The organism is Acinetobacter soli, from assembly GCF_018139125.1.
GTDB classification, from domain to species: domain Bacteria; phylum Pseudomonadota; class Gammaproteobacteria; order Pseudomonadales; family Moraxellaceae; genus Acinetobacter; species Acinetobacter soli.
Genome location: NZ_CP073241.1, coordinates 1569178 through 1585171, shown reverse-complemented (window position 1 = coordinate 1585171; position 15994 = coordinate 1569178). Strand labels below are relative to the sequence as shown.

Here is a 15994-nt window from a genome sequence, read left to right as displayed (position 1 = left end):
TTTGAATGTTTATTAGTTTTGAAGGCACGGAAGGTGTAGGAAAAACCACGCTAATTCGTAAGCTGTACGAATATTTTGAGGCAGCCGGTCAGCAGGTGGTACTTACCCGTGAACCGGGAGGGACACCGCTTGCAGAACAGATTCGCAGTTTACTGCTTGCTGTTAATCATAGCGAAAGTATGAGTTCAGACACTGAACTATTGCTAATGTACGCGGCGCGTGCGCAGCATATTCAAGAAGTCATTCAGCCTGCATTGAAACAGGGGAAACTGGTTCTGAGCGATCGTTTTACCGATGCCAGCTATGCTTATCAATGTGCTGGCCGTGGTTTAAGTAAAGACAAACTCTCGATTTTGAATCAAACCTTTGTCAATTGTATGCCTGAGCTGACCTTCTGGTTAGATGCACCGATTGAGCTGGGGATGTCGCGTGCGCGCGAGCGTGGAGAGCTGGATCGTTTTGAACAAGAAAAAATGACTTTTTTTAGTCGTGTTCGTGCAGGTTATGAAGAGTTGAGCCTGCAATATCCAGAACGCGTCAAGCGTCTGGATGCGACACAAGCGCCAGATCGAGTATTTGAAGCTGCGCTCGAGCATTTAGAAGCACGAATCTGACTTTAGATTCGTGCTAGGCCTTTATGCCAGATTGACGAGCGGTTGCTCCACTTCAAAATGAGGTGGAGTGAGCACCGTTTTTCGAAGTTCTGAGCCAAGCTCTGGATAGTCCAGTGTGTAATGTAAGCCGCGTGATTCTTTGCGCTGCATGGCACAGCGTACAATCATCTCGGACACCAATACCAAATTCCGTAGTTCAATCAAATTCTTGCTGACGCGGTAATCTTGATAATATTCGGTAATTTCACTTTTAAGCATTTCGATGCGATGCAGTGCACGCTGTAGACGCTTGGTTGTTCTAACAATCCCCACATAATTCCACATGGTTGAACGTAGCTCATCCCAGTTTTGTAAAATCACCACATCTTCATCGGCATTGGTCACTTGTGAGTCGTCCCATGCAGGCACATCTGGAAAATCAAACGGTTGAGTAAATTTTCGCTCAATATCAGATGCTGCGCCCATCCCATAAACAAAGCATTCAAGCAGTGAATTACTGGCCATACGGTTTGCACCATGCAATCCGGTGTACGATGTTTCACCAATCGCATATAGCCCTTCAAGATCGGTCTGACTGTTTTCGTCGACCACCACACCCCCACAGGTATAATGTGCAGCCGGTACGACTGGAATCATGTCCGTGGTAATATCGATGCCCAGTTCCAGTAAGCGCGCATACAGGGTGGGAAAATGCTCCTGAATAAATGCTGCCGGCTTATGGGTAATGTCGAGCCAGACGTGACGAATACCGAGTCGTTTAATCTCAAAATCGATCGCACGCGCCACAACGTCGCGTGGCGCCAATTCTGCACGTGAATCAAATCGAAGCATAAAACGTTCACCATCGGGTAAACGTAAGTAGGCACCTTCACCGCGCATGGCTTCAGTAATCAGAAATGAGCGTGCTTGTGGATGATACAAACAGGTGGGATGAAACTGGTTGAATTCCATATTGGCAACCCTGCAACCTGCACGATAGGCCATCGCAATCCCGTCACCTGTTGCAATATCCGGGTTAGACGTATACAGATAAGCCTTCATGGCACCACCGCAAGCCAATGCGGTAAAAGGCGCCAAAAATGTATGGATTCGATCTGTTGCTTCTTCAAGTGCGTATAAACCTACTGCACGATTGGGTTGATCTGTGTGTCCAAGCTTATGCAGGCTAATCACATCAATGGCGACGAAATTTTCAAAAATTGTGAGATTGGGTGCCTCTTGTGCACGCTGCACTAATGTGGTCGAAATGGCCTTTCCGGTTGCATCGGCTGCATGAATAATACGACGCTGCGAGTGTCCACCTTCACGGGTCAGGTGAAGCTGTGCATCTTCATCGAGAGTAAACTCAACCCCTTGTTTTAATAAGAAATCAACGGATGGACGTCCGCCTTCCACGGTTTGCTTGACCGCATCTAATTCACACAGGTGCGCACCAGCAACCATAGTGTCGTCGATGTGTTGTTGAATAGAGTCGGTTTTATCGAGTACAGCAGCTACGCCGCCTTGCGCATAAAATGTGCTGGCTTCAGTGAGAGAAGATTTGGCCAAAATCGCAATATTGAAATGGCTCGGAAGTGAAAGTGCGAGACTTAAGCCGGCTCCGCCACTGCCCACAATAATCACATCAAACTGATGCGTAGAATTTAAATTAGACATGTCCATCAGCTAATTTTAAAAAAGTCTGATAATAACAACGCTTTTTTGCAAAAAAGGCAAGACTTCGACCGGTTTGAGGTGAATAAAAATTTCAATCATATTTCATTTTTGTAACGGAAAACTAAGGTCTTGTTTTGCCACCACTAATTAAACATATTATTACGAAATGTCTAAAAATCTTATGATAAAAACAAAACGATTGAAGCGAATTGTGTAGGTGTAATTTGTGATGCGTAATAGTTATTTAAAAAAAGGATTGTATGCGGTGACGTTTACCGTGGCAGCTGCACAGGTAAATGCAGCAGCACCTGTGGACTTTTCCAATCTGGTCGAGCAAGTCAGTCCGGCGGTGGTCAGTGTCAGTGTCGTTAAGAAAATGACGCAAGAGGAGCTATTACAGCAGCAAGTTCCTGAAATCCTACGCCGTTTTTTTGGAAATCAGGTCATTATTCCACAGCAGCAGGCACCGCAAGAAAAAACGGGATACGGCAGTGCATTTTTTATCAGCAAGGATGGCTACTTGCTCACCAATCATCATGTGGTTGAGGATGCATCACGCATTACCATCACGTTAAATGATCGTCGTGAAATTGATGCCAAAGTGGTTGGAAGTGATGAACGTACCGATGTGGCTTTATTGAAAGTTGATGGTGCGAATTTTCCTGCATTAAAAATTGGTAATGTCGATCAGCTGAAAGTAGGACAGCCTGTTTTAGCAATTGGTTCGCCGTTTGGTTTTGATTATTCGGCATCTGCGGGGATTGTCAGTGCAAAATCACGCAATATGGTGGGCGAAACCTCAGTGCCCTTTATCCAGACCGATGTAGCATTAAATCCGGGCAACTCAGGCGGCCCACTATTTAATCAGCAAGGTGAAGTGGTCGGGGTCAATTCCAGAATTTTCAGCGGTACAGGCGGTTATATGGGGTTGTCGTTCTCCATTCCAATTGATGTGGCAATGGACGTTGCACAGCAATTAAAAACCAAGGGCAAAGTCACACGTTCGTATTTGGGTGTAATGCTACAAGATATTGACCGGAATCTTGCCGATGCCTACAACTTGCCAAAACCTGAGGGCTCGCTGATTAATCAGGTTACACCGGGTTCACCTGCGTCCAAGGTTGGTTTAAAGGCAGGGGACATTATTATGAAATATAATGGCAACCCGATTTCACGCACTTCTGAGCTACTGAATTATCTGAATCGAACCATGCCGAAACAGGTGATTCAATTGGAAATCCTTCGAGACGGTAAGCCAATGAATGTTGCGGCTACGCTCACCACAGCACCAGACGATACACCTGCAACTTCTGAAAAAGCGGCTGCACAAAACGGGCCGGTATTGGGTATGGCAATTCGTAACCTAACCACCGATGAACAAGCGCGTCTGGATATTTCGGGCGGTATTTTTGTGCAGGATGTGACCCGTGGCGGTTTGGCTTCGCGCTCAAACTTAATGCCGGGAGACGTGATTGTTCAAATCAATTCAACTCGAATTAACAATACCAGCGAGTTTGCCAGAGCGGTTGCTGCGCTTCCTAAAAATTCGGTTGCTCGCATTTCACTGATTCGTCAAGGGCAACGCGCCATGTTGGGTTTACGTATTAACTAATCGGCACAATGTTAAAACGTACTTAATTTGAAGCCAGAAGCATCTGCTTCTGGCTTTTTGTTGTTTTAAACGTGTTGTTATTATTATAAGTCCCATGCTTTTTCGGCACTGGTGATTTGCTGATAAACGTGTTGATGTTCGGCGTACTTTAAGGTGTGCCAGAGCTCGCAAAACTCTCGACCTAGATAGTGCTGGAGTGTTGTATTATTTTTAAACCGATCAAGTGCATCTAGTTGCTGCTGAGGTAAAAAAATATGTTCGTGAAGCTGCTTGATTTGGTGGGAAGGTTTAGGCATTTCCAGTGAGTGCTCTATACCATGTAAAATTCCCGTTAAAATCACCGCTACGGTTAAATAGGGATTACAGTCTGCACCAGCTACCCGATATTCGAGCCGTTGATTCTCTGCATCTGCACAGGGAATGCGGATGGCCACATTGCGGTTATTGATATTCCAGTTGGCTTCCATAGGCACATGCTGGCCGGGTTGAAAACGACGATAAGAATTGATGTTGGGTGCTAAAATTGCCATGGAAGCAGGCATTAAATCGACCAATCCACTAATGGCTTGTTGTAATGCATTGCAGGGTTGATCTGGCGAAGAGGTACGAAAGCGATTTTGCAAATTTGAATCGCAGATACTCAGATGAAAATGCATGCCACTTCCAGCCTGATGCAAATCGGGTTTTGCCAAGAAACAGGCCTGCATATGAAATTGTTTGGCGACCTGCTTAACAATACGTTTTAACGACAGGATCTGATCACACAAGGTCAGAATATCAGGACGATGTAGAATATTGATCTCATATTGGCTCATGGCAGATTCTGCGACTAGGCCTGTAATGGGAATCGACTGTAATTTCGCAATTCGTTCAATTTCTTGCAGCACCTGTAAATCTCGTTCAGGCATGTCCATATCAAAGCTTTGATTACTGAGCAGGGCATCATGTGAGCGGGCGGTGATATCAAACAAATAAAACTCAAGCTCGGCCGACATCACTGGATAATACTGCTCAGCATGTAGCTGATTGACAATTTTCTTGAGCACATTCCGAGGTTCATAGGGACAGTCTATTAGCGTGTCATCTTGCATTGAAACATACACCTGAGCGTTGAGTTCAGGTTGAATCGCTGCGGGTTTTAAACTCCCTAAAATAGGACGGCATAATCGGTCTGGCTCGCCAATATATTTACCTAAACCCGTCTCTTCATTGACTTTTCCATCTAGATTCATGGCATAGACCGATAGGGGGAAATAGCAGCCTTTATCGAGTTGTCGCAGGCTGTTGATATCGATGCGTTTGCCACGAATATGACCATTGAGATCGTGCAGGCATACATCAATATGTTGTGTATTTGGATAGCGTTTCAGGTATTCTTCGACTTCCTGCAAAAACGCAGAGCTGTTATTTTTAGAATGTGCGGTGGTAGGCGCTTCAAGGTCAATGGGCAATGAGCTCACTGAAAAGCGACGTGGGGTTTGCTTTGACATTGAAACGATCAGGCTACTCATGTTTTAAACCTATCTTTGTATCGTGCTCAAAAGCGTAGATGAAGCACAGCAAGATGTAACGTAAATTCTGCGTAACTTTTTCAATGACAATAACGGACAAAAGATGAGTGCAATTTTTGATTTGGCTCTGACGGTGAGCGCTGAACACATTGATCAACTGGGTCATGTGAACAATGTGGTTTATGTGCAGTGGATGCAAGATGTGGCCAGTAAGCATGTCAATGCACTGGGGCTTGGATTAAAACAGTATCAACAGCTCAATCATGCCATGGTGGCGGTGGAGCATCATGTCCAGTATCGTAAGGCCGCGTTTGAAGGAGATGAACTGATTTTACGCACATGGTTAGATGCACTCGATAGTTTGTACCTATCACGCCAGTACGTATTTTATCGCCCTAAAGATCAGACAATCTTGTTTGTAGCGAAAACCAAATGGGCCTGCATCGAGATGAGTTCAGGCCGACCAAAACGCATGTCTCCGACGTTTACTCAAGCGTATCAGCCTTTATCGAAGGACATTAATCCGATCGACTTTACGATGTGTTACGCAGTTCATCCTTCTAAATAAGTGCGCGATTGATTGATCTGATGGGATATCAGTGCATGTTAAAGAGATGTCATAGAACAGTGGTTTAAGTGAATAAGGGAGGCGTGGCTCAAGATGCAACGCTCTTAACCCATTTCGATTACTTTGTGAAATGCGCCGGATCGCACTATATTTTTGGTGTCTGGTTGCTTATACTGTGCAGCAATTCAGGACAGTCCTTTTTACACCTTGCATGCTATGTTCAGTATTGCGCTTTAAGGTGTACTTTTTTTCAGAGTAATCTATGGCATCGGCTAAAAAATCCGTTGATATCAAAAATATTCGTAACTTCTCGATCATTGCACACATCGATCACGGCAAATCGACACTTGCTGACCGTTTTATTCAAATGTGCGGTGGCTTGCAAGATCGTGAAATGCAAGCTCAGGTATTGGATTCAATGGAACTTGAGCGGGAACGTGGAATTACCATTAAAGCGGCATCGGTAACCTTGTATTACACGCATCCGAATGGACAAGAATATCAACTCAACTTTATTGATACACCAGGACACGTCGACTTTTCATACGAAGTGTCACGTTCACTTGCAGCGTGTGAAGGCGCACTTTTGGTGGTCGATGCAGCACAAGGTGTTGAGGCGCAATCTGTTGCCAACTGCTATACCGCAATTGAGCAGGGCTTAGAAGTTTTACCGATTCTCAACAAGATTGATTTGCCACAGGCCGAGCCAGAACGCGTTATTCACGAAATTGAAGAAATTATTGGTATTGAAGCCACTGAAGCACCGACTTGTTCAGCAAAAACTGGTCTTGGGGTTGAAGGTGTGCTTGAGCGCTTGGTCGATGTGATTCCAGCACCAGAAGGTGATCGTGATGCGCCACTGCAAGCACTGATTATCGATTCATGGTTTGACAACTACTTAGGCGTTGTTTCCTTGGTACGTATCAAGCAAGGTCGTATCCGTAAGGGCGACAAAATGCTGGTTAAGTCGACCGGTCAGGTGCATCCAGTCACCTCTGTAGGTGTATTCAATCCAAAACATACCGAAACTGACATGCTCGAAGCGGGTGAAGTAGGCTTTGTGATTGCGGGGATTAAAGACATCTTTGGTGCGCCGGTAGGTGATACCATCACACTTTCTGCAACGCCAGAAGTTAAAACTTTGCCAGGGTTTAAAAAGGTTAAACCACAGGTCTATGCGGGATTATTTCCAATCGATTCAAGCGATTTTGAACCGTTCCGTGAAGCGTTGCAGAAACTTCAAATTAATGACTCGGCATTATTTTTCGAGCCTGAAAGTTCTGATGCGCTTGGGTTTGGTTTCCGCTGTGGTTTCTTGGGCATGCTGCACATGGAAATCGTACAAGAGCGACTTGAACGTGAATACGATTTAGACCTGATCAGCTCTGCACCAACCGTAGTGTATGAGGCACTGACCAAAAAAGGCGATACGATTTATATCGACAGTCCGTCTAAAATGCCAGATGCCAGCACGGTAGAAGACCTTCGCGAACCGATTGCAGAATGTCATATTCTGGTGCCTCAAGAATATCTTGGTAATGTCATGACGCTATGTATCGAGCGCCGTGGTGTACAAAAAGACATGAAATTCTTAGGCAACCAAGTGTCGGTGACGTTCGAAATTCCAATGGCTGAAGTGGTCATGGACTTTTTCGACCGCTTAAAATCTTGCTCACGTGGTTTCGCATCACTCGATTACAACTTTGTCCGTTTTGAAAGTTCATCTCTGGTTAAGGTAGACGTGTTAATTAATAGTGAAAAGGTCGATGCATTGGCCATGATCTGTCACCGTCAGGATGCGCGTCACCGTGGTATTGCACTGGTTGAAAAAATGAAAGACTTGATTCCTCGTCAGATGTTTGACGTGGCAATTCAAGCGGCCATTGGTGCTCAAATTATTGCGCGCTCAACCGTAAAAGCCATGCGTAAGAATGTATTGGCGAAGTGTTATGGTGGTGACGTTTCGCGTAAGAAGAAATTGCTTGCGAAACAAAAAGAAGGTAAGAAACGTATGAAGCAAGTGGGAAGTGTTGAAATCCCACAAGAAGCGTTTCTAGCTGTATTAAAAGTAGAGAGATAACCTTTAGGACTCGCCCATGGATTTTGATTTTAATTTAATTCTCGTTCCTGTCACGCTCATTTTTTTCTTGGTGTGGCTTCTCGACAAGTTGGTGTTTAAGCAACGTGTAACCAAAGGACGGGGAAGCGAAAATTTTATCATTACTTGGGCGTACGACTTCTGGCCAGTGCTGGCCGTGGTTTTAGTGCTTCGATCGTTTATTATTGAACCGTTTAATATTCCGTCTGATTCAATGGTACCTACCCTCGAAACTGGCGACTTTATTCTGGTCAATAAATACGACTATGGTGTTCGTCTTCCGATCGTAAACACCAAAATTCTTGATGTAGGTGAGCCAAAACGCGGTGATGTGATTGTATTTCGTTATCCACCACAACCGACCATCAGTTACATCAAGCGTGTGGTTGGCCTGCCGGGCGATCATATTGTCTATGATCATGGTCAGTTAAGCATTAATGGTCAGAAAGTACCTAAAGTTGCGACTCAGTTTAGTCGTGAAAAAGACAGTTTAGACACTCCAACCTCGATTTATCATAAAGAGACCTTGGGTGAGCATACCTTTACCATGCGTGAGCTTGAAGGGGTCAACATTGCACGCCAAGCGCCGTTTATCAATTACATCGACAACGGTAAATATGCCGCTGAAGACGGAATGTACTGGGAAGTTACGGTACCAAAAGGGCATTACTTTGCCATGGGCGATAACCGTGATCAGAGTGCAGATAGTCGCTTTTGGGGATTTGTACCTGAAGAGAATCTGACTGGGCGTGCATTCTATATTTGGATGCATAAAGAACCTGGCTTTAAGATTCCATCCTTCAACCGAAATGGTACAATTGACTAAAATTAGAAATTAGGACAACAACAAATGCGCAAGTCTCAATGGGGTGCTTCGTATTTAGGTGTTTTTTTGGGGATTATTGTCTTTGCTTTAGTACTTAAAGCAGCAGTGGCAGTTGCTCCGGCTTATTGGGATGATCGAATCATCAATAACCAGATCGACGCCTTAATGCGTGAATCTCCTCGCAATATCGCGGTCGATAAATTTGTGACCCAGATGAATCAGCGTTTAGACATGAACAGTGTACGTGACGTTCGATTTAACGAGATTGCAAAGGTAACGAACAAAGGTGGTTTACGCGTTAGCAAACAATATGAAGTAAGAAGACCGTTCTTGTTTAATATTGATTTAGTTATAAAATTTGAGAAAAATTTTGAACAAAACGCAGTCCAAACTCAGTGATCCAAGATTACAGAGTCGGATCGGATACGAGTTTAAGCAGTTGGAATTACTTCAGCTTGCACTCACGCATCGATCTGTTAGTCACAAGTACAACTACGAGCGCCTTGAATTTTTGGGCGACTCGCTGTTGGGTATGATCATTGCCAATTATTTGTATCAGACTTATCCGCATGAAAATGAAGGTCGCTTAACGCGCATGCGTGCGACCTTGGTGCGTCAAGAAGCGCTTGGTAAAATCGCAAATGATTTGAAACTGAGTCGCTGTTTAATTTTAAGCACAGGTGAATTAAAATCGGGTGGACATCATCGCGAATCAATTCTGGCCGATACGGTCGAAGCGATTATCGGTGCAATTTATGTCGATAGCGCCGATTTAAATTTGTTAAACAAAATTGTTTTAAACTGGTATGTACCCTATCTGGATCATATCGAACCGACAGATCAGTTAAAAGATCCGAAGTCGCGTTTACAAGAGTATTTACAAGCACGTAAAAAACCTCTCCCTGTTTACGAGGTTGTGGATATTCAAGGGGATGCCCCTCACCAGCACTTTAAAGTAGAATGTGTGGTAGCCGGGCTACCAAATGTTTTAGGTGAGGGCTCGAGCCGCCGTTTTGCTGAGCAAGCAGCTGCGGCAGAAATTTTAAAGTTATTGGAGCAGTAATTTGCATGTCGATGCATTCTGATCAAATCAATCCAGATTCACATGATAATGATGAAAATCAATCCCCAAATCTGATTGATCAATTTTTTAGTTCCGCCGGTGTCGAGATACCTTCCGACTTCCGTAGCGGCTTTGTTGCAATTGTTGGGCGTCCAAATGTGGGTAAATCCACATTAATGAACCATTTGTTGGGTCAAAAACTTTCGATTACTTCACGTAAACCGCAAACCACACGTCATAAAATTGTGGGAATCGATTCACGCGAAAAATCTCAAGCGGTGTATGTCGATACGCCGGGTATGCATAAAAAAGAAGTGCGTGCGATCAACAAGATGATGAATCGTGCAGCGCACTCTGCACTGCGTGACGTGAACTTGGTGCTATTTGTGGTCGATGGTCACAAATGGACTCAAAATGACGATCTTGTGCTTGAAAAGCTCAAAAACGCAGATATGCCGGTCATTATGGTGATCAACAAAATTGATACCGTAGAAGAAAAACGCAGCTTGCTGCCTCTCATTCAAGAGCGCGCAAAGCTCATGAACTTTGCAGAAATTATTCCTGTTTCTGCGCTTCGTGGTGCAAATCTAGATCATTTGCGTGACATCATTGAAAAATACCTGCCGTTTCAACCGCCATTGTATTCTTTCGATCAAGTGACCGACCGTTCAGAGCGTTTCTTGGCCAGCGAAATTATTCGCGAAAAAATCATGCGTCAGCTTGGTGAAGAATTGCCATACGATTTGACGGTGCAGATTGAATCATTTAAAACTGAAGAACCGGCGATAAGTGAAAAGACTGGCCGTATGAAGCCTGCTTGTACCTATATCGATGCGACCATTTTTGTTGAGCGTGCTGGACAAAAAGCCATTGTGATTGGTGATAAAGGCGCTAAACTCAAACGGATTGGTATGGAAGCACGTACAGACATGGAAAAAATGTTTGAACAAAAAATCATGCTCACGCTTTGGGTGAAAGTCAAAGGTGGCTGGTCTGATGATGAGCGTGCGCTGAAAAGCTTGGGCTATAGTGATATTTAAACAAGAGTAATGTCGATGACAGTCATGATTCGCTGTGTTGTTCTGCTGGGTTGCGTGTTGATGCTTCAAGGCTGTATTACCAAGATTGTGACTGTTCCTGTCAAGGTGGCCTACAAAACCACCAAAGGGGTGGTTAAAGGTACTGCTGCGGTGGTGGGTGCCGTGATTCCCGATGGGGATGACGATAAAGACTCAGCCAAGAAGGATTAGTTTGCGTTTTTATGCGAAACCAAGTCCTTCATGGTTATCTGATTCATCACCGGCGTTATCGTGAAAAAAGTCATATCGTGCATTTGTTTAGCGAAGAATACGGTCGTATCGATGGTATTCTTCGGCAAAATCCTCCTCCGCAGTATCAGCCTCTTACCTTGCAAGCCACAGGCAAAGGTGACTTAAAAAATTTTACCAAGCTCGAAATTTTAAACTTTCCGGTTTTCTTTCAGGGCGATGCATTTTTTGCCGGATTTTATCTCAACGAAGTTTTACTGCGTTTATGCCCGCTAGAAGAGCCTATGCCAGAAACTTTCCGGCACTATCAGCACACTTTGCTGCAATTACAACATTTGCATCAGCAACAGGCACCGAGTCATTACCTGAAACAGATTTTAAGGCAGTTTGAGCATGTGTTATTGCAAGAGCTGGGCTATGCCATCGATTTTGAAATCGATGCTAATCAGCAACCGATTAATCCGTTAGCGCACTATCAGTTTCAGTCTACAGAAGGCTTTATGCCTGTTTTACAGCACACCCAGTCGACCTTGTCTGGGCAATTGATTGGCTGCATGCAGAATTATCAAATCGGGAACGAATTTTCTCCCGACCAATTACAATTATTAGGTAAACTATACCGTCAGATGATTACATCCCTTTTGGGAGACCGACCATTAAAAAGTCGCCAATTGTGGATTCAAAATACTCAATCTCGTTCATAAATAGGATGTTTGTATGGCTGCTTTGCTTGGCGTCAATATCGATCATGTCGCAACTTTGAGACAGGCTAGAGGAACCGTTTATCCAGATCCTGTACAGGCTGCACTGGTGTGTGAGCAAGCAGGTGCCGAGGGCATTACACTGCATTTGCGTGAAGACCGCCGTCATATTCAAGATGACGACGTACGTCGTATGCGTCCAGTGCTTAAAACACGTATGAACCTTGAGCTTGCAGTGACAGATGAAATGATTGCATTTGCCAAGGAAATTCAACCTCAACATGTTTGCTTTGTTCCGGAGCGACGTCAGGAAGTCACCACAGAAGGTGGGCTAGATGTTCTAGGGAATTTTGAAAAAGTGAAAGCAGCGACAGCTGAGTTAACTGCCATAGGGTGTGATGTGTCGTTATTTATCGATGCCGATGTTGCCCAGATTGATGCTGCCATTGCCTGTGGTGCGCCGACGATTGAACTGCATACAGGCGCCTATGCCGATGCAAGCAGTGAGCAACAACAGCGTGCCGAGCTAGAGCGGATTGTACGTGGCGCTGAATATGCTGCAAGCAAAGGGCTGGTAGTAAATGCAGGGCATGGCCTGAATTTAGAGAACATTACTCCGATCGCTGCGATCCCGCAGATTCATGAATTGAATATTGGTCATTCGATTATTGCAGATAGTGTATTTGTTGGACTTGAGCAAGCTGTAAAGCAAATGAAGGCTGCGATTCAAGCGGCAGGATAAGTGAGTCAAGATGTCAAGTCCAAACTATGATGAACTGATGCAACCTGTAATTGAATTCTTGGGGTGTCAAACACCTCAAGCATGGTTGAACGAAGCGCTCAATAATCTTGAATTATTAATGCAAGATCACGCCAATTGTGAAAAAAAAGCAGCAGGAACAGCCATGAATTTGATGTTCCGCTACAGTTTTTTTACAGATTTACAGGTGAAGCTGGCGCAACTGGTGCGTGAAGAAATGTTGCACTACGAGCAAGTGCTCGAGTTGATGAAAAAACGTGGGCAGGAATGGAAGGCGGTCAGTGCAGGGCGCTATGCGGGTGAACTTCGCAAACAAATTAGAACCTATGAGCCAGAAGCACTCATTGATGTTTTAATCATTGGTGCTTTTGTTGAAGCGCGTTCGTGTGAGCGTTTTCATGCCTTGGCACCGCATGTCGATGACGAATTAGGGCGTTACTACCGATATCTACTCAAGTCTGAATCTCGGCATTTTGAGGACTATCTGGCACTGGCTTTAGAGGTTGCACAAACGGCAAAAATGAAGAACCCTGAAGAGGATATTCAACAGCGCATTGTGCAAATTCGTGAAGTAGAAAAAAACCTCATTCTCTCAGCAGATAAAGTGTTTCGTTTTCATAGTGGCGTACCAGAAGCACAGGCTGCTTAAAATAAAAAAACCTCTTTGTATAAGAGGTTTTTTTATAGCGATTTTTAGGCAAAAAAAAGCCCGCTTTAATGCTGCGGGCTTTTTGATATTTGGCTCTCCCACCTGGGCTCGAACCAGGGACCTGCGGATTAACAGTCCGTCGCTCTACCGACTGAGCTATGGGAGAATCTGAATGCGATTATAAGGAGATTTTGACAGGGGTCAAGCCAAATTTGTCATCTTTGTTTCATTTTTAGTGTGTATGTTTCTTATTTGAGCAAACTGGCTCAAATTATCAATTTTGCTTGCACGGCACGAAAATCACTGTTATGTTTTATATAAGAGAACGTTCAGATGGTCATCTGAACAGTGTGGATTTAACCAACTTGCCAGCACTAAATGGCTAAACCGGAGGGCTATATCATGCCGACTCTTCAAATTGAACAAATCTTTTCTGATTTCGCTTTCTATCAAAAAAACTATCTCGACATTATTCGCGATCCTCAGCAGTATTATCAAAATGTCACCGACGCGCACATTCATTTTGCCGTTTTTAGTCAAGAAAAAATCTATTTAGGCGATTTATTGCAACTCTGGTTTGGCGATAAATGGACTGAGCATCAGGTTAAATTGCTACATGATTCAGCGGATCACTTGTGGGAACGTGCGTCTGAAAGCTGGGATAACTCGTTGTTTTTGTTTTCCATTGAGCGTAGCGGTCTATTTTCTCCTGCTTATGCCTATGCATGGAGCACACAAGATCAGCAGGTAAAGCAGATCGAGATTGATCATACCTTTCCGTATTATTGTCATTATTTGACACTATCACGCCCTAAGCGTTATAGCTAAGCAAAATGCTGTTTAAAGCTATATGATGAGCGGGATGCAGTGTATTTAAACGTATAAATAGCTGTGCAAAAATAAAAGTATATCAAGTGAAAAATAATGAACAATTCAGCCATAAAAAAAGCCTATCCGAAGACAGGCTTTTTTTATAAATCGGGAACTTAACAGTTAAGCTGTTTTTTCAGCTTGAATTGAAGCAATGGCTGCATCGATACCGTCAATGGATTCTGCCGCTTTTTTAATACGGGCTAATGCATCAACCAATACTTCATCTGCGGTAGCGTATGAGATACGCATAAAGCCACCAAGACCGAATGCATCACCAGGTACAACTGCAACACCAGTTTCTTCTAATAACCACTCAGAAAACTCGGTGCACGATTTGAGGCCTTTGGCACGAATCAATGGGCGAATGTTGGCATAGGCATAAAATGCACCATCCGCAGGCAGGCAAGAAATACCATGAATGGCATTTAAGCCGTTTACAACCAAATCATGACGACGTTTGAACGCTTCAATCATTGGCTCTAACACATCTTGAGGGCCATTTAGTGCTGCTTCTGCTGCAACTTGTGAAATTGAGGTTGGGTTAGAAGTCGATTGCGACTGAATCTTCTTCATTGCGCCAATGATTTTTGCAGGACCCGCTGCATAGCCAATGCGCCAGCCAGTCATGGCATACGCTTTTGAAACACCATTTAATACAATGGTACGGTCGTATAAATCGGGTGCCACAGTCGCGATGTTATAAAATTCATCTTCCCAACGAATCGGTTCATACATATCGTCAGATGCAATATATACTTGTGGGTGCTTACGAAGTACATCGGCAAGTGCTTCAAGCTCTGCTTTGGTGTAAATCATGCCTGTCGGATTGGATGGGCTGTTCAATACCAATAAGCGTGTATTTGGAGTAATGGCTGCTTCAAGCTGCTCTGGGGTAATTTTAAAGCGTTGCTCTTCACCGCATTTCACGATGACTGGCGTACCTTCGGCAATAATCACCATATCTGGGTAGCTCACCCAAAATGGTGCTGGGATGATTACTTCATCGCCTTTATTAAGCAACGCAAGTGCCAAATTGAAGAACGATTGTTTGCCACCACATGAAACCAAAATCTGGTTTGCTTGATAATCTAGATTATTGTCACGCTTGAATTTTGCAATAATTGCTTTTTTTAAGCCTGGCGTACCATCTACTGCGGTATATTTGGTGAAGCCATTGTGAATTGCTTCAATCGCAGCATCTTTGATGTGTTGCGGGGTATCGAAATCTGGTTCACCTGCACCTAAACCAATTACGTTTTTTCCTGCAGCTTTAAGTTCTGCTGCTTTGTTCGTAACGGCCAAAGTAGGGGACGGCTTGATGGCATTTACACGATCAGACAGACGTACGTCCACGGCAATATTCCTTCTTGTGGGATAAAAAATAAAAGCACACTATCTTAGCCCAAAAACCTCAGTTCGTGTTTTATTATCAAAACAAAAATAAAAAAACATTCAGAGACACCTGTAAATTCAGCTTGATCATCATCATTTACGATTTTTAAAAGCATCCTGAAGCAAAATCATTTAATATATGCGTTGTTCAAGAAAACTTGAGTACAGAACATGAGTCAAGCCAAGCCAAAAGCCAAAAAAGCTTTGGTTAAATTACCTTTTCCAATTGCAAATCCAGCAGATCAAAACGAAGAGGATGTCGCACACAATTATGTGCGTCCGAAACCTGAGCAGTATGCAGACCGCACCTGGATGCCACCGCGCGGAACACGTCGTTCGATGGGAAAACGCTAAGCAGCGTCATCAAACAATTAAAAAGCCCCTGCAAAATTGTAGGGGCTTT

General features: G+C 44.0%; 17 protein-coding genes and 1 tRNA gene. 14 read left to right on the top strand and 4 right to left on the bottom strand.

Features of this window, described 5'->3' with window-relative positions; translation table 11 throughout:
- Positions 1–5 precede the first annotated feature (5 nt).
- Positions 6–614, top strand: coding sequence for a dTMP kinase (gene tmk / locus KCV09_RS07240; protein ID WP_004939272.1), 609 nt, complete (start codon positions 6–8; stop codon positions 612–614).
- Between the two features lie 21 nt (positions 615–635).
- Here tmk and nadB read toward each other — a convergent pair whose 3' ends face one another.
- Entirely contained in the window at positions 636–2276 is a 1641-nt protein-coding gene (gene nadB / locus KCV09_RS07235; RefSeq protein WP_119025927.1) for an L-aspartate oxidase, read from the bottom strand.
- Positions 2277–2499: 223 nt separating this feature from the next.
- On the opposite strand from nadB, the gene KCV09_RS07230 reads away from it, so the two are divergent.
- Positions 2500–3882 (top strand): Do family serine endopeptidase, encoded by a 1383-nt coding sequence (locus tag KCV09_RS07230; RefSeq protein WP_151815474.1) that lies wholly within the window; start codon positions 2500–2502, stop codon positions 3880–3882.
- Between the two features lie 83 nt (positions 3883–3965).
- Here KCV09_RS07230 and KCV09_RS07225 read toward each other — a convergent pair whose 3' ends face one another.
- Entirely contained in the window at positions 3966–5372 is a 1407-nt protein-coding gene (locus KCV09_RS07225; RefSeq protein WP_373869355.1) for a glutamine synthetase family protein, read from the bottom strand.
- A 124-nt stretch (positions 5373–5496) separates the two neighbouring features.
- Between KCV09_RS07225 and KCV09_RS07220 the strand changes: the two genes are divergently transcribed.
- The 10 genes from KCV09_RS07220 to miaE all read left to right on the top strand — a co-directional run bounded on the left by KCV09_RS07220 (position 5497) and on the right by miaE (position 13326).
- Positions 5497–5961, top strand: a complete 465-nt coding sequence (locus KCV09_RS07220; RefSeq protein ID WP_149930761.1) for an acyl-CoA thioesterase — start codon at positions 5497–5499, stop codon at positions 5959–5961.
- Between the two features lie 262 nt (positions 5962–6223).
- Positions 6224–8041 (top strand): translation elongation factor 4, encoded by a 1818-nt coding sequence (gene lepA / locus KCV09_RS07215; RefSeq protein ID WP_004939257.1) that lies wholly within the window; start codon positions 6224–6226, stop codon positions 8039–8041.
- A 16-nt stretch (positions 8042–8057) separates the two neighbouring features.
- Entirely contained in the window at positions 8058–8885 is an 828-nt protein-coding gene (lepB, locus tag KCV09_RS07210) for a signal peptidase I (protein ID WP_004939254.1), read from the top strand.
- 24 nt (positions 8886–8909) lie between these two features.
- Positions 8910–9284: a DUF4845 domain-containing protein gene (locus tag KCV09_RS07205; RefSeq protein ID WP_004939253.1), complete on the top strand. Its 375-nt coding sequence runs from the start codon at positions 8910–8912 to the stop codon at positions 9282–9284.
- Complete coding sequence (gene rnc, locus KCV09_RS07200) at positions 9256–9948, top strand: ribonuclease III (RefSeq protein ID WP_004939248.1); 693 nt, start codon at positions 9256–9258, stop codon at positions 9946–9948. Before KCV09_RS07205 ends, rnc begins: the two co-directional genes overlap by 29 nt.
- Positions 9949–9959: 11 nt before the next feature.
- Positions 9960–10988 carry a GTPase Era gene (gene era / locus KCV09_RS07195; protein ID WP_171063765.1) on the top strand — a complete coding sequence of 343 codons (1029 nt, stop codon included), beginning with the start codon at positions 9960–9962 and terminating at the stop codon, positions 10986–10988.
- A 15-nt stretch (positions 10989–11003) separates the two neighbouring features.
- The gene (locus tag KCV09_RS07190; RefSeq protein ID WP_004939242.1) at positions 11004–11198 is read left to right on the top strand and encodes an NF038104 family lipoprotein; all 195 of its coding nucleotides are present in this window, start codon (positions 11004–11006) and stop codon (positions 11196–11198) included.
- Positions 11199–11209: 11 nt separating this feature from the next.
- Positions 11210–11920: a DNA repair protein RecO gene (gene recO, locus KCV09_RS07185; RefSeq protein ID WP_004948625.1), complete on the top strand. Its 711-nt coding sequence runs from the start codon at positions 11210–11212 to the stop codon at positions 11918–11920.
- A gap of 13 nt (positions 11921–11933) precedes the next feature.
- Positions 11934–12659: a pyridoxine 5'-phosphate synthase gene (gene pdxJ, locus KCV09_RS07180; RefSeq protein WP_048764761.1), complete on the top strand. Its 726-nt coding sequence runs from the start codon at positions 11934–11936 to the stop codon at positions 12657–12659.
- A gap of 10 nt (positions 12660–12669) precedes the next feature.
- Positions 12670–13326: a tRNA-(ms[2]io[6]A)-hydroxylase gene (gene miaE, locus KCV09_RS07175; RefSeq protein WP_004939234.1), complete on the top strand. Its 657-nt coding sequence runs from the start codon at positions 12670–12672 to the stop codon at positions 13324–13326.
- 90 nt (positions 13327–13416) lie between these two features.
- Here miaE and KCV09_RS07170 read toward each other — a convergent pair.
- Positions 13417–13492: transfer RNA gene (locus KCV09_RS07170), tRNA-Asn, on the bottom strand.
- A 236-nt stretch (positions 13493–13728) separates the two neighbouring features.
- Between KCV09_RS07170 and KCV09_RS07165 the strand changes: the two genes are divergently transcribed.
- A complete protein-coding gene (locus KCV09_RS07165; protein WP_004939231.1) occupies positions 13729–14154 on the top strand; it encodes a hypothetical protein in 426 nt (141 codons plus the stop codon).
- 165 nt (positions 14155–14319) lie between these two features.
- Here KCV09_RS07165 and KCV09_RS07160 read toward each other — a convergent pair whose 3' ends face one another.
- On the bottom strand, positions 14320–15552 hold the full coding sequence (locus tag KCV09_RS07160; protein WP_004939227.1) for a pyridoxal phosphate-dependent aminotransferase: 1233 nt from the start codon (positions 15550–15552) through the stop codon (positions 14320–14322).
- A gap of 210 nt (positions 15553–15762) precedes the next feature.
- On the opposite strand from KCV09_RS07160, the gene KCV09_RS07155 reads away from it, so the two are divergent.
- Positions 15763–15945: a hypothetical protein gene (locus tag KCV09_RS07155; RefSeq protein ID WP_004939225.1), complete on the top strand. Its 183-nt coding sequence runs from the start codon at positions 15763–15765 to the stop codon at positions 15943–15945.
- The last annotated feature ends 49 nt before the right edge of the window (positions 15946–15994 follow it).